The organism is Pseudomonas sp. Irchel s3h14 (assembly GCF_900187425.1).
Taxonomy (GTDB): Bacteria; Pseudomonadota; Gammaproteobacteria; order Pseudomonadales; family Pseudomonadaceae; genus Aquipseudomonas.
The window spans coordinates 300,293-318,623 of the sequence record NZ_FYDJ01000004.1 but is presented as its reverse complement, the minus strand read 5'-3'; the positions used below and the strand labels follow the sequence as shown (position 1 = coordinate 318,623).

The window sequence follows — 18,331 nt, the reverse complement described above, 5'->3', positions numbered from 1 at the left end:
TGCAGCCTATGGCTACGACTGACCCACTGATCATCTGCGAGCACTGCGACTGCGTGTATCAAAAAGTCACGCTCGCCAAACATCAAAAAACCCTGTGTACGCGCTGCGGCGGCGTGCTTCAGCGCTATAACGGCCTGACGGTGGAACAACGTCTGGCATTGACCTTCACCGCGTTGATGCTGTGGATTTTCGCCAACTTCTACCCCGTCATGAGCATCAGCCTCAAAGGCCTTAAAAACAGCGCAACACTCTGGGATTCGGTGCTGGCCTTGAGTCTGGGGCCGATCACTTTCATCGCCATGGTGGCGGCGATCGCGATGATCATCGCGCCGATTTTCCAGCTGTTGCTGCTTATCTGGGTCCTGAGCTTCGCCCTCGCCTCCCGTCGCTCGCCCGGTTTCAGGTTCTGCATGCGCTGGCTGGAGACCCTCAGGCCCTGGAGCATGCTGGAGGTCTGTCTGCTGGGGGCGATGGTCGCGGTCATCAAACTCGCCGGATTGCTGGATGTGCTGCCCGGCATCGGCCTGTTTGCCCTGGCCATTCTCAGTCTGATGATGATCCGCATCGCAGGACGCGACATCCGTGATCTATGGGACATCTTATGAACAGGCCCCCGGTGGCGAGTGAACTCAACCTGTGCTTGTGCCATAGCTGTGGCCTGGCCTGTGACATGACCGATGAACCTCACGAATGCACACGGTGCGGCGCGCCGCTGCATCGGCGCAAAACCAACTCACTGGCCCGGACCTGGGCCTACATGTTCACTGCCCTGGCGTTTTACGTCCCGGCTAATCTGCTGCCAGTGATGAACACCAAGATGGTCGGCAACGGCGCCGATAGCACGATCATGGGCGGTGTACTGGAGTTCTGGCAGCACGGCGCCTGGGACATTGCCCTGATTATTTTCATCGCCAGCATCGCGGTGCCGGGCATCAAGTTCGTCGCCCTGACGCTGTTACTGGTGACCGTTCAGCGCGACAGCCAATGGGCGAGTAAGCAGCGGTCAACGCTGTACCGTTTCGTCGAGCTAATCGGTTACTGGTCGATGCTTGATGTGATAGTGGTCGCCCTGGTGGCCTCACTGGTGAAGTTTCAAGCCCTGGCCGATATCGAACCGCGCCCGGGCATTCTGTTTTTTGGCCTGGTGGTGGTCTTCACCATGCTGTCGGCGATGAGTTTCGACCCACGCCTGATCTGGGATAAAGAAGAGCGGGACAACCCAAACGAGGAGGTCATGGATGAAGTCGCAAGCCACTGATGGGCCGCAAGCCCCTGGGCAGGCCCCTGTCAAGACCCGCCGCTTCAGCGTTTCGCTGGTATGGATCGTACCGATCGTCGCGGTGCTGGTGGGGCTTTCCCTGGTTGTGCACACCATAATGCAGGAAGGTCCGACCATTACCGTTACGTTCAAAACCGGTAGCGGCCTGACGGCCAACAAGACCGAGGTCAAATACCGCAACGTGGTGATCGGCCATGTCTCGGACGTTGAGCTGAGCAACGATCAGAAGAGCGTCAACGCCACCATCAAACTGTCCAAGCAGGCGGAAACTTTCACCCGCGAAGACTCGCAATTCTGGGTCGTGCGTCCGCGTATTGGCGCCGGCGGGGTGTCGGGTATCGATACCCTGCTGTCCGGGGATTACATTGGCGCCGACATCGGCCAGGCCAACGCTCGTGCAAAAAACTTTATCGGCCTGGAAAACCCGCCTCCGATTACCTATGGCGAGCCGGGCAAGCGCTTCACCCTGCACACTCAGGATCTCGGTTCGCTGGACATTGGCTCTCCGGTTTACTACCGCAAGATTCCGGTGGGGCAAGTGGTGGCTTATGCCCTGAACGCCGACGGCAAAGGGGTCAACATCGAAGTGTTCATCCACGCGCCCAACGATGCCTACGTCACTGAAAACACCCGGTTCTGGAACGCCAGCGGGATCGACGTGAATGTCGGCGCCAACGGCTTCTCGGTGAAAACCGAATCGCTGTCATCGATCCTGGTGGGCGGCATCGCCTTCCGCGCTCCGGAATACAGCCCTAACGATCAACCGGCCGCCGAGGACAAAGCCTACGACCTGTTCGAAGACCAGCTAACCGCCCTCGCCCCGCCCAGTGGCAAGGGGCAATTCTTGAGTTTGCGTTTCGATCAGGCCTTGCGCGGGCTCAGGGTTGGCGCACCGGTGGAATTCCTTGGCATCGAGTTCGGCAGAGTTGTGTCGATCAATCTCGATTTCGACGCGAAAAAGCGCAGTTTTCCGGTCAACGTCGGCATCGTGATCTACCCGCAACGCCTCGGCCAGGCACACATCAAAATGCTCGAGGTCTTGAAGCATGACCCCAACGACGAAGCCGCTGGTGTACGCCTGATCGGCAGCTTCATCGACAACGGTCTGCGGGCCCAGGCCCGGAGCGGCAATCTGTTGACCGGTCAGCTCTACATTGCGCTCGACTTCTACCCCAAAGCGGAGAAAGTCGTGTTCGATCCGACCGCCCGTCCAGTCTCTGTCCCGACCGTTCCTGGCAGCCTCGAACAATTGCAGGAAAAACTCGAGGGCATGGTCAACAAGATCAACCAGCTGCCAATCGAGCGCATCGCCAGCAACCTGGACAGCAACCTCGTCGAACTGCGTAAAGGACTGACGCAATTCAACGCCAAGACCCTGCCCGGCGTGCAGACCACCCTGGCGGATGTCAGCAAGACGCTGCAATCGGCCAGTTCGACCTTGGCCGAAGACTCGCCGCAACGCGAACAATTAGGTCAGACCCTCGACGAACTCGGGCGCATGTCGCGCTCCTTGCGTGAACTCTCGGATTACCTGGGACGGCATCCGGAATCGCTGATTCGCGGTCGCCCCGACAATGCCGCGCCGATGGACCTGCAGGGGCCGCCGCGCAAATGACCACAGGAGCATCACTCATGGTTTATCCGCTGAAAATCAGCTTGGTCACTGCATTGTTGCTACTCGCCGCTTGCCGCGGTGATCCGATTCAATTCCACACCCTGACCCCGGCGCAACCGAGCGGCATTTCAAGGACCAGTGCTGCGGATATCCAGATCGAGGGGCTCAGCGTCCCTCCTCAGGTCGACCGCCCGCAAATCGTGATTCGCCAGGGCAACAGCGGCCTGGCGATCCTCGAAACCGAGTGGTGGGGCGCGAGCCTGTCGGATGAATTGCGCAGTGCCCTGGTCGATCAACTGGTCAACAGCAATCCCCAGCGCAAAATGTCGGTGCGGCTGGACGTGCAGCGCTTCGACTCGATCCCCGGCCAATACGCGCTGATTGACGTCAAATGGCGCCTGCGCAATCTCGGTGAAAGCGAGAACGCGCTGATCACTTGCCGCAGCACGTTGCAGACACCTTCAGGGCCGTCCATCGAAGAACTGGTGATCGCTCAACAGAACAACGTCAAGCGTCTTGCCGCGCTGATTAACCAGGCCGCGAGCGGAATACAAAAAGGGTGTCCATCGGCTTAATTAAGCCATAACGCGATCCGTAGCAGCTGGCGAAGCCTGCGTTCGGCTGCGAAGCAGTCGTCAAACCTGAGCTCGCGGTTTAACTGAATGACCGCAGTGTCTGATTTCACGACTGCTTCGCAGCCGAACGCAGGCTTCGCCAGCTGCTACAAGTGATGCATTACTTCTGAAATTTTGACGCTTTTTTCTCATTTGGCACTTTACATTTGCCGCGCCTTAAACATGCAAATGATTCGTATTGATCTACACTGATCGACGACCCTTCCCCGTCGATTCTGCCGAGCCTGCGCGCACGATTATTAAAAAAACAGGAGCTGCCAACGCATGAGTCCCAACATCCCTTCTTTCCTGAAAACAGCACTGCTGGCCACCGCTTTGCTGAGTGCCGGTCACGTGTATGCAGATGCCGATGGCATCGTGGTCTACAACGCCCAGCACGAAAGCCTGACCAAATCCTGGATCGAGGGCTTCACCAAGGAAACCGGCATCAAGGTCACCGTGCGCAATGGCGACGACACCGAGATGGGCAATCAGATCGTGCAGGAAGGCGCCGCCTCCCCGGCCGATGTGTTCCTGACCGAAAACTCCCCGGCCATGGTGCTGGTCGACAACGCGGGGCTTTTTGCGCCGGTAGCGCCGGCCACCCTGGAACAGGTCGGCAATGCTTACCGGCCGGCCCATGGCAAATGGGTGGGGATCGCCGCGCGCTCCACGGTGTTTGTCTATAACCCGAGCAAACTGCCCGAAGCCGAGCTGCCCAAGTCGCTGATGGACCTCGCCGGCCCGAACTGGAAAGGTCGCTGGGGCGCTTCACCGGCCGGTGCCGACTTCCAGGCCATCGTCGCCGCCGTGCTGGAACTCAAGGGTGAAGCTGCCACCCTGGAGTGGCTGAAAGGGATGAAAACCAACTTTACCGCGTACCGGGGCAACAGCGCCGTACTCAAAGCGGTCAACGCCGGGCAGCTCGACAGCGGCGTGATCTACCACTATTACAGCTTCGGCGACCAGGCCAAGACCGGCGAAAACAGCAAGAACACCGCCCTGCACTACTTCAAGCACAAGGATCCGGGCGCGTTTGTCAGTGTCTCCGGTGGCGGCGTTCTGGCGTCCAGCAAACACAAGGAACAAGCCCAGGCGTTCCTCAAATGGATTACCGGCAAAGATGGCCAGGCCATCCTGAAAACCGGCAAATCGTTCGAATACGCCGTGGGCAAGAACGCTGAATCCAACCCAAAACTGGTGCCTTTGCAGCAACTCGACGCGCCGACAGTCGATGCTTCAAAACTCGACAGTAAAAAAGCCGTGGAGCTGATGACTCAGGCGGGACTGCTCTAATTGATGCCTGAAACCTTGCCAGCGGGTGTCGCGGAGGCGATACCCGCGAACTTGCGACGACGATCCCGCGGCCTCTTCGCGGGGCGTGGTGGCGCGTGGGTGATTGGCTTGTCGGTGCTGGTTTCGCTGCTGTCGCTTGTGCCGATTGCCTTCGTCATCGGCGTATCGTTTCAGACAGGCTGGGCGACCCTTGTGCCGCTGGTATTCCGGCCACGGGTCGCTGAATTATTGATCAACACCGTTTTACTGGTGGTGATCACGATTCCGTTGTGCGTTACGTTAGGCCTGACTCTGGCCTGGCTGACAGAGCGCACCAACCTGCCGGGGCGGCGCTGGTGGTCGCTGTTGGCGACCGCGCCGCTGGCGGTGCCGGCGTTCGTGCACAGTTATGCGTGGGTCAGTCTGGTCCCGCCCATTCACGGGCTGTTTGCCGGGGTTCTGGTCTCGGTCATCGCCTACTTTCCGTTCCTCTACCTGCCGATTGCAGCGACCCTGCGCAGGCTCGATCCGGCGATCGAAGACGTTGCCGAATCGCTGGGACTCAAGCCTTGGGCGATATTTTTCCGCGTGGTCCTGCCGCAACTGCGCCTGGCCATCTGCGGCGGCGCGTTGCTGGTGGGCCTGCACTTGCTGGCCGAATATGGCCTGTACGCGATGATCCGCTTCGACACCTTCACCACGGCCATCTTCGATCAGTTCAAATCCACCTTCAACGGCCCCGCCGCCCACATGCTGGCCAGCGTGCTCGCCCTGTGTTGCCTGGTGATGCTGACCGCAGAATCGGCCGCTCGCGGTACGGCGCGTTACGCCCGTGTCGGGCCGGGAAGCGCTCGCGAACAGCGGGTGGTGCGCCTGAAACCCGCAACCACCCTCCTCGCGTTGACCGTACAGATCGCGACCTGCGCGCTGGCGCTAGGCGTGCCACTGGTGACTTTAGGTAACTGGCTGATCGCCGGCGGTACGCAAGTCTGGCAGATGGACGAACTTCTGCCGGCGCTGGAACAAACGCTGCTGCTCGGCGTTGCGGGTGCCGCCCTCACCACCTGCGCCGCCATCCCTATTGCCTGGCTGTCGATTCGCTCTCCGGGCCGGTTGCAACGTGTACTGGAAAGCTGCAACTACATCACCAGTTCGTTGCCCGGGATCGTCGTGGCCCTGGCATTGGTGACCGTCACTATCCATTTCGCCCGGCCGATTTACCAGACGACCATCACGGTGCTGCTGGCGTACCTGCTGATGTTTTTGCCCCGCGCCCTGGTGAGTTTGCGCGCCGGGATCGCCCAGGCACCGGTGGAGCTGGAAAACATGGCCCGCAGCCTCGGCCGCTCGCCCGCCCGGGCATTGTGGCTGATCACCCTGCGTCTGGCCGCGCCCGGCGCTGCCGCTGGCGCCGCGCTGGTGTTTCTGGCGATCACCAATGAGTTGACCGCCACCCTGCTGCTCGCCCCCAACGGCACACGCACCCTGGCCACCGGATTCTGGGCCATGACCAGCGAAATCGACTACGCCGCCGCTGCGCCCTATGCCTTGCTGATGATTTTGCTGTCGCTTCCCTTGACCGGACTTCTTTATCACCAATCCAAACGAACGGCTGGCCGATGAACGCTCTTGAACTTCATTCCATTTCCAAGTCCTACGGCTCCCATCAAGCGCTGGAGAGCATCAACCTGTCGGTGCCAACGGGCAGCCGAACGGTCATCGTCGGCCCGTCCGGTTCTGGAAAAACCACGCTGCTGCGGATGATCGCCGGCTTCGAATTCCCGGACACGGGCCGTCTATCACTCAATGGTCAAACGCTCGTCGACAACACCCACGAAGTCCCGGCGCATCAGCGTTTGATTGGTTATGTTCCCCAGGACGGCGCCCTGTTCCCGCACATGACCGTGGCCGCCAACATCGGTTTCGGGCTTTCGATCAAGGGCGGTGCAAAACAGGAGCGCGTCGCAGAGTTGATGGACAGCGTGGCGCTGGATGCAAACATGGCCAACCGTTGGCCCCATGAACTCTCCGGCGGCCAGCAACAGCGCGTGGCGCTGGCGCGGGCGTTGGCGCAACAGCCGCGCTTGATGTTGCTGGACGAGCCGTTTTCGGCCCTCGACACCGGACTTCGAGGCGCCATGCGCAAAATGGTCGCACGGCTGCTGACCGACGCCGGCGTGACCACCATTCTGGTCACCCATGACCAGAGCGAAGCCTTGTCGTTTGCCGATCAGCTGGCGGTGATGCGCGATGGTCGGCTGGTGCAGTCAGGCCATCCGCTGGATCTTTACCGCTACCCCGAGGATGAACAAACCGCGCTGTTTCTGGGGGATGCCGTGGTCTTGCCCGCCAGAATCGAAGCCGGCTGGGCCCATTGCGAACTCGGTCGGATACCGGTGAACAACCACCGGAACAACAAATCGGCGCAGATCATGCTGCGTCCCGAACAACTGCAACTCGTCAGCATCCAGCCCAGCCCGACCAAGGCTGCCGGGTGTCGCGCCGTCGTGACCGAGCGGGATTTCAGCGGCAATACCTGCACGTTGACGGTGGAATTGGAGTCGTTGGTTGCCGGGCAACAGCCTGGTCGATCATTAATGGTGCGCAGTTCGGGCCTGTATGCGCCGCCCGCCGGCAGTGCGGTTCACGTCTCGACGATCGGCCATGCCCACGTACTGAGCGAATCTTGAACCCCATCGATCAAAGATCGAACCGGTCCACGGCCCGACGCCGTTCGTTGTCATCGCGCACATCGTAGTTGGCCGTGGTCTGGATGTTGCTGTGATGGGCGAGTTTCTGGGCGATCGACAAGTCATATTCCTCAATCACTCGGGTAATGAACGAACGTCGAAAATCATGCGGCATGATTTTCACCCCGACCTGCGCGCCCCGCTGTCGGGCGATGTAATAAATCGCATGTTTGGTGATGCGCTCGCGGGTGATGTGACTGCCGCGGCGGATGCGATTGAACAGGAACGAGTCGTCCACTTCACCTTCCTTCAGTAGCGAGCGCCGCAGTTCCAGCCAGTCATTGAGTTTGGCGAACGCCCAGGCCGGTGCGTACTTGATCAATTGCTTGTTGCCCTTGGCGGTCACACGAAGGCTGCGCTCGGCGAAATCGACCTGGTTCAGGTCCAGGTTCACCGATTCCGATTTGCGCATGCCCGAGCCATACAAAATTCCGATGATCGCCGCATCCCTCAACCCTTGTGGCCGTGGATCGGCAGCACAGACCGCCATCAATTCCTGGATCAGCGTGCGCCTGAGGTTGCGCCCCTGGGACAATCGCGTGCCGGCAATCCCTTTCACCGAACGCATTTTCAGCAAGTGTTCCTGACTGATCAGGCTCATGCGCCACGCTTCGTTCATTACCCCGCGCACTGCGTTGACGTACAGCGAAGAGGTGTTCGGCGCGTAGCCGTCGGTGCGCAAGGTGGCCACCAGCGCGATGACATCTTCCGGTTGCAGGTTGTGCCAGGGAATCTCCTCGACGTTCATGTCTTCGAAGCCCAACCGGTCAGCGGCGTCCTGCAACACGTAACGCATGGTCAGTTGGCTGGAGGGTGCCAGACGCGCCAGGTACAGGGTCAGCGGGTTGGTCTTTGAAGGGATTGAGTCGGTAGCGGGTAAGTCAATCAAACGAAACGGCCTTAATGTGGAAACAGTTCATTAAACAACTAAGGATTGAAACATCCTTCATATAAAGCGGGACACTTCTGTAGGACTTTCTACTAAAAAACTCGATGAACGGCAGAAGTCTGAACAGTGGCTGTATGACTTTCAGATAAACGATTCGCCGACCGGGTTTTCATGTTCCTTTGACAAAATCAGGCATAACCTTCAATCAATCCGGTGAGCCTCGATGGGCTCCCAACCTGCCGGCCACGGCTGTAAAAGTCAAACACAGCGTGTGCCTGGCAGTTAGCTAAATCATTGAAATCACGTTTCTTTCGGCATTTACGCTGAAGGACGGCTTACGCCCCGAGGTTCTCCATGAGTCAGGCTTTTCTCCCATTCTCCCGCCCCAGTATCGGCGATGAAGAAATGGCCGCCGTAGAGCAAGTATTGCGTTCCGGCTGGATCACTACCGGGCCGAAAAATCAGGAACTGGAAGAGCAATTCGCCAACTACGTGGGATGTCGCCATGCCGTGGCACTGTCCTCGGCCACCGGCGGTATGCACATCACGTTACTGGCATTGGGCATTGGTCCTGGCGACGAAGTCATAACGCCGTCCCAGACCTGGGTGTCCACTGCCAACATGATCTGCCTGCTGGGCGCGACACCGGTGTTCGTCGACGTTGATCGCGACACGTTGATGAGTGACCTGACCAGCATCGAAGCCGCGATCACGCCGCGCACCCGAGCCATTATTCCGGTGCATTACGCCGGTGCCGCGTTCGATCTCGATCCGCTTTATGCGTTGGCCGACAAATACGGCATCCCCGTCATCGAAGATGCCGCTCACGCCGCAGGCACCTTCTACAAAGGTCGGCATGTCGGCGCGAAAGGCACGGCGATCTTCTCCTTCCACGCGATCAAGAACATGACCTGCGCCGAGGGCGCCATGTTCGTCAGTGACGATGAAGTCCTGGCCAATCGTGTGCGCCTGCTCAAGTTTCACGGCCTTGGCGTCGACGCCTACGACCGCATGACCCACGGGCGCAAACCTCAGGCTCAGGTGATCGAGCCGGGCTTCAAATACAACCTGGCGGACATCAATGCCGCCATCGCCCTGGTGCAGCTGGAGCGCCTGGACCAGATCAATGCCAAGCGTACCGAACTGGCCCGCGCCTACCTGCAGCGCCTCGAAGGATCAAAGGTGCAGCCGTTGGCGATTCCGGCGTACCCACAGCGGCACGCTTGGCACCTGTTCATCCTGCGTATCGACACCGAGCGCTGCGGGTTGGACCGTGAAGCGTTCATGAAGGCCCTGCAAACGCAGAACATCGGCACCGGCATTCACTTCATCGCCACCCACCTGCACACCTACTACCGCCAGCGTTTTCCCAACATTTACCTGCCCAACACCGAATGGAACTCGGCACGGTTGTGCTCGATTCCGTTGTTTCCCGACATGACCCTCGATGACGTCGATCGTGTGGTCGGTGCCATTGAAAACGTTATGGACTCAAGCCTGTGAAACCTTACCCGATCCGCTGCGTGTCGATCGTCATCCCGGTCTACAACGAGCAAGACAGCCTGCCGGAATTGCTCCGGCGCACCGAAGCCGCGTGTCAGCAATTGCACCATGACTACGAGATTGTGTTGGTCGATGACGGTAGCCGCGATGACTCGGCGCAGATCCTCGAAGCCGCCGCCAATCGCGAGTGCAGCCCGGTGGTGGCGGTCATTCTCAACCGCAACTATGGCCAGCACGCGGCAATCATGGCTGGTTTTGAGCAGTGCAAAGGTGATGTGGTTATTACCCTCGACGCCGACCTGCAAAACCCACCCGAAGAGATTCCGCGATTAGTGGCTCAGGCCGAGTTGGGATATGACGTGGTCGCCACCGTGCGCAACAACCGTCAGGACTCGGCGCTGCGCCGCTGGCCCTCGAAGCTGATCAATCTGGCGGTGCAGCGCTCCACTGGCGTCGCCATGAGCGACTACGGCTGCATGCTCCGTGCTTACCGGCGAACCATCGTCGACGCCATGCTCGCCTGCCGCGAGCGCAGCACCTTCATCCCGATCCTCGCCAACAGCTTCGCCCGGCACACCACGGAAATTGTAGTGATGCATGCCGAGCGTGAACACGGGGAGTCCAGGTACAGCCCCATGCGCCTGGTCAACCTGATGTTCGACCTGATCACCTGCATGACCACCACGCCCCTGCGTTTGCTGAGCATTGTCGGTTTCGGCATGGCGGCGCTCGGCTTGATGTTTGCCACGGCGTTGATCGTGTTGCGCCTGGTTTTCGGCGCTGGATGGGCGGGCGACGGGACATTCGTGCTGTTCGCTGTGCTGTTCGTTTTCACCGGTGGCCAATTCATCGGCATGGGCCTGTTGGGCGAGTACCTGGGTCGCATGTACAGCGACGTGCGCGCCCGCCCCCGGTTCTTTATCGAAAAGGTCCTGCGTAGCCAGCCTGCTACCCCTGCTCCCGTGGTCACGGTTGACGGCCTCACTTCCACTTCTTCCGATCAGGTTCTCTCATGAGCGCAAACGCTGTTGTCTTCGCCTATCACGATATCGGCTGTGCCGGCATCGAAACCCTGCTCAACTCGGGCTTTGAAATTGCCGCCGTGTTTACCCACGCCGATGATCCGAAGGAAAACGCGTTTTACGGCTCGGTTGCGCAACTGTGTGCACGCAAGGGCATCCCGGTGCACGCCCCGGACGATGCCAACCACCCGCTGTGGATCGAGCGCATCAGCAAGCTCAACCCGGATTACCTGTTCTCGTTCTACTACCGTCACCTGCTGAGCGAACCGCTGTTGGCCACCGCCAGCAAAGGCGCCTTCAACCTGCACGGTTCGTTGTTGCCGCGTTACCGTGGACGCGCGCCAGCCAACTGGGTACTGATCAACGGTGAAACCGAAACCGGCGTGACCCTGCACCGCATGGTCAAACGGGCCGATGCCGGCGCAATCCTCGCCCAGAAAACGGTTGCGATTGAGCGCAGCGACACGGCGTTGAGCCTGCACGGTAAATTGCGCGTGGCCGCCACCGACCTGCTGCGCGACACGCTACCGGCGTTGCTTCAGGGCAAAATCAGCGAAACCCCACAGGACGAATCCCAAGCCACGGTGTTTGGCCGTCGAACCCCGGCCGACGGAAAACTGCTCTGGAACAAACCGGCGGAAGAACTGTTCAATCTGGTTCGCGCAGTGACTCAGCCTTATCCAGGTGCTTTCTGCGCCGTGGGCGAGCACAAGCTGATTGTCTGGAGCGCAGAAGTCGCCAAAGGCAACGACGGTCAAGCGCCTGGTCGCGTCATCAGCGTCGACCCACTGCGTATTGCCTGCGGCGAAGATTCCCTGGTGATCACCGCCGGCCAGCGCAACGACAACGGCCTGTACCTCAGTGGCCCGCAACTGGCTAGCGAACTGGGACTGGTGGACGGTTCCGTACTGCGTGGCGCCGAGTCCGGTCGCGCACCGCGTCGCACTCGCGTGCTGATCCTCGGCGTCAACGGCTTCATCGGCAATCACCTGTCCGAGCGCCTGCTGCGCGACGACAAGTACGAAGTGTATGGCCTGGACATCGGCTCGGATGCCATCGAGCGTCTGCGCAGTCACCCGAACTTCCACTTCGTCGAAGGCGACATCAGCATCCACTCCGAGTGGATCGAATACCACATCAAGAAGTGCGACGTGATCCTGCCACTGGTGGCGATCGCCACGCCGATCGAATACACCCGCAACCCGCTGCGGGTGTTCGAGCTGGACTTTGAAGAGAACCTGAAACTGGTTCGCTACTGCGTCAAATACAACAAACGCGTGATCTTCCCGTCGACTTCCGAAGTGTATGGCATGTGCCAGGACCAGAACTTCGACGAAGACACCTCCAACCTCATCGTCGGGCCGATCAACAAGCAGCGCTGGATCTACTCGACTTCCAAGCAACTGCTCGACCGGGTGATCTGGGCCTACGGCCAGAAAGGCCTGAACTTCACGCTGTTCCGTCCCTTCAACTGGATGGGCCCTCGCCTCGACCGCCTGGACTCGGCGCGTATCGGCAGTTCCCGCGCGATCACTCAGCTGATCCTCAACCTGGTGGAAGGCACACCGATTCGCCTGTTCGATGGCGGTGAGCAAAAACGCTGCTTCACCGACATTGCCGACGGCGTGGAAGCTTTGGCGCGGATAATCGACAACGACAACGATGCCTGCAACGGCCAGATCATCAACATCGGCAATCCGGACAACGAAGCCAGCATCCGCCAGTTGGGTGAAGAGCTGTTGCGTCAGTTCGAAGCGCACCCGTTGCGCGACAACTTCCCGCCGTTCGCCGGGTTCCGCGATGTCGAAAGCAAAGCGTTCTACGGCACCGGTTATCAGGACGTGTCGCACCGCAAACCGAGCATCGCCAACGCCAAGCGCCTGCTGGACTGGACGCCGACCGTGCAGATGAGTGAAACCATCGGCAATACTCTGGATTTCTTCCTGCGCGAGGCCATGCTCGAAATCGCGGAGCACTCTACAGAAGAAGCATGCTAATGCAGGCGGGCCTGCGGATTGATGTCGACACTTACCGAGGCACCCGCGAGGGGGTGCCGCGACTGCTGGAAATGCTTGAAGAAGCACAGGTCAAGGCGACGTTTTTCTTCAGTGTCGGGCCGGACAACATGGGGCGTCACTTATGGCGTCTGATCCGCCCGCAATTTCTCTGGAAAATGCTCCGCTCCAACGCGTCCGGCCTGTACGGCTGGGACATCTTGCTGGCCGGCACCGCGTGGCCCGGCAAACCGATCGGCCGTGATCTTGGGCATTTGATGCGTCAAACCGTGGCAGCCGGGCATGAAGTCGGCCTGCACGCCTGGGATCATCACGGCTGGCAGGCCAATGCCGGGCGCTGGAGCGACAAGCAGCTGATCGAGCACCTTCGTCGGGGCGTCGACACCCTCGCCGACATCCTCGGGCAAAACGTCGAATGCTCGGCGTCCGCCGGGTGGCGGGCAGACGAGCGTGTGATCGAGGCCAAGCAGGCATTCAGCTTTCGCTACAACAGCGATTGCCGGGGCCAGAGCCTGTTCCGACCGCGATTGGCCGATGGTGGCTTGGGAGCGCCGCAGATTCCGGTGGACCTGCCGACGTTCGATGAGGTGGTCGGTCCCAGCGTGGCGGCCAAGGACTTCAACGCCTTCATTCTTGAGCGCTTCAGCCCCGAAAAACTCAACGTCTACACGATCCACGCCGAAGTAGAAGGGATTCTGATGGCCAACGATTTCCGCAAACTGCTGGCCGATGCGCACCAGCGAGGCATCCATTTTCAACCCTTGGGCGATCTGCTGCCCGAAGCCCCCGACACCTTGCCGGTTGGCCGAGTGCTACGCGGCGCGCTTGAAGGGCGCGAAGGCTGGTTGGGAGTGCAAGGCGTATGAGCAAGCGCTGGGCATTGCCGTTGTTGCTGGCCATCTTCGCTCTGGCGTACCTGCTGCCACTGGGCAGCCATGGCTTATGGATTCCAGACGAAACCCGTTACGCCCAGATCAGCCAGGACATGCTCCTGAGCGGTAACTGGGTGTCGCCGCATTTCATGAGCCTGCGCTATTTCGAAAAACCGGTGGCCGGTTACTGGATGATCGCCATTGGCCAGGCGCTGTTTGGTGACAACCTGTTCGGTGTCCGTATCGCGTCGGCCATGAGCACCGGGCTTAGCGTGTTGCTGTGCTACCTGATTGCCCGCAGGCTCTGGAACGAGCCGCGCAAAAGCTTCGCCTGCGCGCTGCTCTACATGAGTTTCACGATCGTTGCCGGCCAGGCCGGTTACGCCAACCTCGATCCGCAATTCACCTTCTGGGTCAATCTGAGTCTGATTGCCTTGTGGTTTGCCCTGGACAGCGTCAGCCGTGGCCAGCGCCTGATCGGTTGGGCGGTGTTGGGCCTGGCCTGCGGCATGGGGTTCATGACCAAGGGTTTTCTTGCCTGGCTGCTGCCGGTGCTGATCGCCCTGCCCTGGATGATCTGGCAAAAACGCTGGCGTGAACTGCTGATCTACGGTCCGTTGGCGATTGTCGTGGCCATCGCCGTCAGCATGCCGTGGGCCTTGGCCGTGCACGCGCAGGAGCCCGATTACTGGCGGTTCTTCTTCTGGCACGAACACATTCGCCGCTTCGCCGGCGACGATGCCCAGCATGACGCGCCGTGGTGGTTCTATTTGCCGTTGCTGGTGGCGTTCAGTCTGCCGTGGGCGGCATTGCTGCCGTCGGCGCTGAAGCAAGCGTGGGACACACGACGCCAGGCCAACATCGCTTTTCTGCTGCTGTGGCTGCTGATGCCGCTGATTTTTTTCAGCCTGAGCAACGGCAAGCTGCCGACCTACATCCTGCCGTGCCTGTTGCCGTTGGCGTTGCTGCTGGGGCACGCACTGGCAGACCGTTTGAAGCTGGAGCAAGGCCGGGTACTGGGCCTCAATGGTCTGCTGAACCTGATGCTGGGCCTGACAACCCTGCTGGCCCTGGTCTACCTGCAACTGAAAAAACCGCTCTACAACCATGAACTGCACAACCTGGTGCTGGTGTTCATCGGCCTGACCGGCTGGATCATGGCCAACCTGCTGCAAGCCTTCAGACCCTTGCAATGCTGGGCGGCGCCGGCCTTCGGCAGTCTGCTGCTGATCGCCCTGTTGCCGGCCGGGCTGCCCGATTCGGTGGTCGCCAACAAGATGCCCGACCAATTCATCCTCGAGCATGCCCAGGAACTCGGCCAGACCGACCAGTTGCTGAGCAACGACCTGGGTGCTGCCGGGGCGTTGGCCTGGCGTCTGAAACGCCCGGACGTGGCGTTGTACAACACGATAGGCGAATTGAAATATGGCCTCGCCTATCCTGACGGCGCACAGCAGCAAGTCGACCCGAACCAGGTTCAAGCGTGGATGCGCAACGCCCGCCAGAGCGGCTCGGTCGGCGTGGTCATGCGCGTCAAAGGTGACGACGAATTGCGCGAAATCGAACGGCTGCCCAAGGATGGCAAGCGCTATGAACAAGGCAACATTGTGATTCTGATCTTTCCTCAGGAGGCGTCATGAGCCTGTTACTGCTCTTGGCCGCCTGCCTGCTGACCTGCCTGGGCCAGATCGCCCAGAAGTACGCCGTGGAAAGCTGGCGCGACAAGGCGTCGGACTGGACCGAGAAACTGCGCTCGCCGTGGCTGTGGCTGGCGCTCGCCGCGTTGGGATCGGGCTTGCTGGTGTGGTTGTTGGTGTTGCAGCGCCTCGAGGTCGGCATCGCCTACCCGATGCTGAGCCTCAATTTCGTGCTGATCACCCTGGTCGCCCGCTTCGTTTTCCACGAAACCATCGACCGTCGCCACTGGTTGGGTGTGGCGCTGGTGATCGGTGGCGTGGTGCTGTTGGGGCAACACACATGAACCTGCGTCGCGGAATCATCTTCGCGCTGGGCAGCGTGCTGCTGGTCAGTGCCGCGCAACTGGGCATGCGCTGGAGCATGAGTCGCCTGCCATCGCCCGAACACTGGCTCACCACCAGCATCGATCTGTCCGCTGTCGCCGTGGTGCTGGTCGCCATTCTCGCTTACGCCCTGTCGATGCTCTGCTGGCTCGCCGCCCTGCGGGATTTACCGCTGGGCCGGGCCTATTCGCTGCTGAGTATCAGCTATGCGCTGGTGTACCTGCTGGCCGCCAGCCTGCCGCTGTTCAACGAAGCGTTCAGCCTTTCAAAAAGTCTCGGGGTGGCCCTGGTCATCCTCGGCGTCATCACCATCAACTCTCGCCCTGCTCTCGCGTCCGAACTCAGGAGTGCCTCATGAAAATCAGTGTATTTGGTAGCGGTTACGTTGGCCTGGTGCAAGCGGCTGTCCTGGCTGAAGTCGGCCACGACGTGGTCTGCATGGACATTGACGAGAAGAAAGTCGAACTGCTGCAACAAGGCCACGTGAGTATTTTCGAACCTGGGCTGGCCAGCCTGGTGCGCGAAAGCCTGGAGGCCAATCGTCTACAATTCACCACTGACGAGAAGTTTGCGGTACAGCATGGTCAGGTGTTGTTTATCGCCGTCGGTACGCCATCCCGGGACGATGGTTCGGCGGATCTGCGGTATGTGTTGTCGGTGGGCGAAGCCGTGGCGCGTCACCGTGAACAACCGGTGATTCTGGTGGAGAAATCCACGGTACCGGTGGGCACGGGTGACACCTTGCGCGCGCATATCGACAAGTGCCTGATCAAGGTCGGCCGCTTGCTGAAATTCGATATCGTCTCCAACCCGGAGTTTTTGAAAGAAGGCTCTGCCGTGGCCGATTGCCGGCGCCCGGACCGGATCGTCATCGGCTGCGAACGCGATGAGGTGCGTGACGTGATGCGCGACCTCTACGCGCCCTTCAACCGCAATCATGACCGGATCATGTTCATGGACCTGCGCAGCGCCGAGCTGACCAAGTACGCCGCCAATTGCATGCTGGCGACCAAGATCAGCTTCATCAACCAGATCGCCGAACTGGCCGAACACCTGGGCGCCGACATCGAATCGGTGCGCCTGGGCATCGGCGCCGATTCGCGCATTGGCTACCACTTCATCTACCCCGGCTGCGGTTATGGCGGCTCGTGCTTTCCCAAGGACATGCGCGCGCTGATCCACAGCGCCGAAGAGGCGCATTGCTCCAGCGATCTGCTGCAAGCGGTGGAAGCGATCAACCAGCGTCAGAAGCACAAGCTGTTCGAGCGCATCAACGCGTTCTACAAGGGCGATTTGCGCGGCAAGACCTTTGCCGTGTGGGGGCTGGCGTTCAAACCGAACACCGACGACATGCGCGATGCTCCGAGCCGGGTGCTGCTGGAATCGCTGTGGGCTGCCGGGGCCAATGTCCGCGCGTTCGACCCGGAAGCCATGCAAGAAACCCAGCAGCTGTATCCCGATGAATCGAGGTTGATGCTGATGGGCACACCGGAGTCGGTATTGTCCGGCGCTGACGCGTTGATCATCTGCACCGAATGGCAGCAGTTCAAAGCCCCGGATTTCAGCCTGATCCAGCAGCGGCTCAACGCACCGGTGATCTTTGACGGACGTAACCTGTACGACGCTGACCGCCTGGCCCGCGCTGGCTTCATGTACTTCCCGATGGGTCGTGGTGAATCGCGCAACTTGCCGATTCCGCATCAGCAGTGGCCCGCTGCTTCGGTCGTCGCTTGAGTGCGATGTCACCCGCAATCCTCCGCCAGTCCCTGGGGGTGGCGCAAGGTCGGGTATTCGAGTGGTTGCGGGGGTTGATGCAAGGGGTGTGGTTGTTGATCACGGTTCTATTGGTCGTTGGATTGATGGTGGCTCACCGACGTTTTTCCGAGCAAATGCCGGCGCTGACTGCAATTCTGATTATTCTTGGCGTGCTGCAAGTCATTGCGCTGGCGGTGCTTTTTCGGCCCGGCTGGCGGGTTCAGACACTGCCTTTTGCGCGGTCCTGGCGTTGTGGTCAGTCTACATTCTGGTATTCGAACCGGTCGAACGCCGACTCTACGACACCCAAACCTTCAGCCGCGCGGCATTCTCGCTTGTCCAGAAAGACCCGGCGCCTCTGGTGCTGCATGCCATGGGTAAAGACGCCAAGGCGATCAAGTTCATGGTCAACATCGAGCAGGACTTGCAGCCGGTTTTCACCGAATCGGCCCAAGAATTGGAAAACCTTCAGGGGCCGCATTGGCTGATGATGGATGAAAGCGACTACCGCGCCCTGCAGGGCACGCCGTTGGGTGCATTGCCGCCCATTTTGAGCGGTCGTTTCGACAAAAACGATTACATCCTGCTGCACCTAAATCCCCTGTAGCAGCTGCCGAGCCTGCGAGGCTGCGTTCGGCGACGCAGTCGTCGCAAGACCTGCGCATGAGGTCTTCCTGAAACACCGCGTTGCCTGGGTTCACGACGACTGCGTCGTCGAACG

16 protein-coding genes and 1 pseudogene are annotated in these 18,331 nt (G+C 60.2%); 16 read left to right on the top strand and 1 reads right to left on the bottom strand.

The window, feature by feature from the left end; all coding sequences use genetic code 11:
- Window positions 1-8: 8 nt before the first annotated feature.
- The 7 genes from CKW16_RS10660 to CKW16_RS10630 all read left to right on the top strand — a co-directional run bounded on the left by CKW16_RS10660 (window position 9) and on the right by CKW16_RS10630 (window position 7,473).
- A complete protein-coding gene (locus CKW16_RS10660) occupies window positions 9-605 on the top strand; it encodes a paraquat-inducible protein A (protein WP_095128378.1) in 597 nt (198 codons plus the stop codon).
- Window positions 602-1,258, top strand: a complete 657-nt coding sequence (locus CKW16_RS10655; RefSeq protein WP_095128377.1) for a paraquat-inducible protein A — start codon at window positions 602-604, stop codon at window positions 1,256-1,258. Before CKW16_RS10660 ends, CKW16_RS10655 begins: the two co-directional genes overlap by 4 nt.
- On the top strand, window positions 1,239-2,894 hold the full coding sequence (locus CKW16_RS10650; protein WP_095128376.1) for an intermembrane transport protein PqiB: 1,656 nt from the start codon (window positions 1,239-1,241) through the stop codon (window positions 2,892-2,894). Before CKW16_RS10655 ends, CKW16_RS10650 begins: the two co-directional genes overlap by 20 nt.
- A gap of 17 nt (window positions 2,895-2,911) precedes the next feature.
- Window positions 2,912-3,469, top strand: coding sequence for a membrane integrity-associated transporter subunit PqiC (locus tag CKW16_RS10645; protein ID WP_095128375.1), 558 nt, complete (start codon window positions 2,912-2,914; stop codon window positions 3,467-3,469).
- 324 nt (window positions 3,470-3,793) lie between these two features.
- Window positions 3,794-4,804, top strand: coding sequence for an iron ABC transporter substrate-binding protein (locus tag CKW16_RS10640; RefSeq protein ID WP_095128374.1), 1,011 nt, complete (start codon window positions 3,794-3,796; stop codon window positions 4,802-4,804).
- Window positions 4,805-4,807: 3 nt separating this feature from the next.
- The gene (locus CKW16_RS10635) at window positions 4,808-6,406 is read left to right on the top strand and encodes an iron ABC transporter permease (protein WP_095128373.1); all 1,599 of its coding nucleotides are present in this window, start codon (window positions 4,808-4,810) and stop codon (window positions 6,404-6,406) included.
- Complete coding sequence (locus CKW16_RS10630) at window positions 6,403-7,473, top strand: ABC transporter ATP-binding protein (protein ID WP_095128372.1); 1,071 nt, start codon at window positions 6,403-6,405, stop codon at window positions 7,471-7,473. Before CKW16_RS10635 ends, CKW16_RS10630 begins: the two co-directional genes overlap by 4 nt.
- Before the next feature lie 10 nt (window positions 7,474-7,483).
- Here the strand turns inward: CKW16_RS10630 and xerC are convergent, their stop codons facing one another.
- Window positions 7,484-8,422, bottom strand: coding sequence for a tyrosine recombinase XerC (gene xerC, locus CKW16_RS10625; RefSeq protein ID WP_371918015.1), 939 nt, complete (start codon window positions 8,420-8,422; stop codon window positions 7,484-7,486).
- A gap of 354 nt (window positions 8,423-8,776) precedes the next feature.
- Here xerC and arnB point away from each other — a divergent pair, with 354 nt between their 5' ends.
- The 9 genes and pseudogenes from arnB to CKW16_RS10580 form a co-directional block, all read left to right on the top strand.
- Window positions 8,777-9,925, top strand: a complete 1,149-nt coding sequence (gene arnB, locus CKW16_RS10620) for a UDP-4-amino-4-deoxy-L-arabinose aminotransferase (protein WP_095128371.1) — start codon at window positions 8,777-8,779, stop codon at window positions 9,923-9,925.
- Window positions 9,922-10,941 (top strand): undecaprenyl-phosphate 4-deoxy-4-formamido-L-arabinose transferase, encoded by a 1,020-nt coding sequence (gene arnC / locus CKW16_RS10615; RefSeq protein WP_095128370.1) that lies wholly within the window; start codon window positions 9,922-9,924, stop codon window positions 10,939-10,941. Before arnB ends, arnC begins: the two co-directional genes overlap by 4 nt.
- Entirely contained in the window at window positions 10,938-12,944 is a 2,007-nt protein-coding gene (arnA, locus tag CKW16_RS10610; protein WP_095128369.1) for a bifunctional UDP-4-amino-4-deoxy-L-arabinose formyltransferase/UDP-glucuronic acid oxidase ArnA, read from the top strand. Before arnC ends, arnA begins: the two co-directional genes overlap by 4 nt.
- Complete coding sequence (arnD, locus tag CKW16_RS10605; protein ID WP_095128368.1) at window positions 12,944-13,828, top strand: 4-deoxy-4-formamido-L-arabinose-phosphoundecaprenol deformylase; 885 nt, start codon at window positions 12,944-12,946, stop codon at window positions 13,826-13,828. The genes arnA and arnD overlap by 1 nt, the downstream gene beginning before the upstream one ends.
- Window positions 13,825-15,474: a lipid IV(A) 4-amino-4-deoxy-L-arabinosyltransferase gene (gene arnT, locus CKW16_RS10600; RefSeq protein ID WP_095128367.1), complete on the top strand. Its 1,650-nt coding sequence runs from the start codon at window positions 13,825-13,827 to the stop codon at window positions 15,472-15,474. The genes arnD and arnT overlap by 4 nt, the downstream gene beginning before the upstream one ends.
- Window positions 15,471-15,815: a 4-amino-4-deoxy-L-arabinose-phosphoundecaprenol flippase subunit ArnE gene (gene arnE, locus CKW16_RS10595; RefSeq protein WP_095128366.1), complete on the top strand. Its 345-nt coding sequence runs from the start codon at window positions 15,471-15,473 to the stop codon at window positions 15,813-15,815. The genes arnT and arnE overlap by 4 nt, the downstream gene beginning before the upstream one ends.
- Entirely contained in the window at window positions 15,812-16,213 is a 402-nt protein-coding gene (arnF, locus tag CKW16_RS10590; RefSeq protein ID WP_095128365.1) for a 4-amino-4-deoxy-L-arabinose-phosphoundecaprenol flippase subunit ArnF, read from the top strand. The genes arnE and arnF overlap by 4 nt, the downstream gene beginning before the upstream one ends.
- Window positions 16,210-17,589, top strand: coding sequence for a UDP-glucose/GDP-mannose dehydrogenase family protein (locus CKW16_RS10585; RefSeq protein ID WP_095128364.1), 1,380 nt, complete (start codon window positions 16,210-16,212; stop codon window positions 17,587-17,589). Before arnF ends, CKW16_RS10585 begins: the two co-directional genes overlap by 4 nt.
- Window positions 17,590-17,594: 5 nt before the next feature.
- Window positions 17,595-18,217: pseudogene (locus CKW16_RS10580) on the top strand (glycosyltransferase); the annotation flags it as partial.
- Window positions 18,218-18,331: the final 114 nt, after the last annotated feature.

Excerpts from the sequence above, each read along its gene's own strand:
- CKW16_RS10660 (WP_095128378.1), top strand. The coding sequence starts at position 9 with ATGGCTACGACTGACCCACTGATCATCTGCGAGCACTGCGACTGCGTG.
- CKW16_RS10655 (WP_095128377.1), top strand. The coding sequence starts at position 602 with ATGAACAGGCCCCCGGTGGCGAGTGAACTCAACCTGTGCTTGTGCCAT.
- CKW16_RS10650 (WP_095128376.1), top strand. The coding sequence starts at position 1,239 with ATGAAGTCGCAAGCCACTGATGGGCCGCAAGCCCCTGGGCAGGCCCCT.
- CKW16_RS10645 (WP_095128375.1), top strand. The coding sequence starts at position 2,912 with ATGGTTTATCCGCTGAAAATCAGCTTGGTCACTGCATTGTTGCTACTC.
- CKW16_RS10640 (WP_095128374.1), top strand. The coding sequence starts at position 3,794 with ATGAGTCCCAACATCCCTTCTTTCCTGAAAACAGCACTGCTGGCCACC.
- CKW16_RS10635 (WP_095128373.1), top strand. The coding sequence starts at position 4,808 with ATGCCTGAAACCTTGCCAGCGGGTGTCGCGGAGGCGATACCCGCGAAC.
- CKW16_RS10630 (WP_095128372.1), top strand. The coding sequence starts at position 6,403 with ATGAACGCTCTTGAACTTCATTCCATTTCCAAGTCCTACGGCTCCCAT.
- arnB (WP_095128371.1), top strand. The coding sequence starts at position 8,777 with ATGAGTCAGGCTTTTCTCCCATTCTCCCGCCCCAGTATCGGCGATGAA.
- arnA (WP_095128369.1), top strand. The coding sequence starts at position 10,938 with ATGAGCGCAAACGCTGTTGTCTTCGCCTATCACGATATCGGCTGTGCC.
- arnD (WP_095128368.1), top strand. The coding sequence starts at position 12,944 with ATGCAGGCGGGCCTGCGGATTGATGTCGACACTTACCGAGGCACCCGC.
- arnT (WP_095128367.1), top strand. The coding sequence starts at position 13,825 with ATGAGCAAGCGCTGGGCATTGCCGTTGTTGCTGGCCATCTTCGCTCTG.
- arnE (WP_095128366.1), top strand. The coding sequence starts at position 15,471 with ATGAGCCTGTTACTGCTCTTGGCCGCCTGCCTGCTGACCTGCCTGGGC.
- arnF (WP_095128365.1), top strand. The coding sequence starts at position 15,812 with ATGAACCTGCGTCGCGGAATCATCTTCGCGCTGGGCAGCGTGCTGCTG.
- CKW16_RS10585 (WP_095128364.1), top strand. The coding sequence starts at position 16,210 with ATGAAAATCAGTGTATTTGGTAGCGGTTACGTTGGCCTGGTGCAAGCG.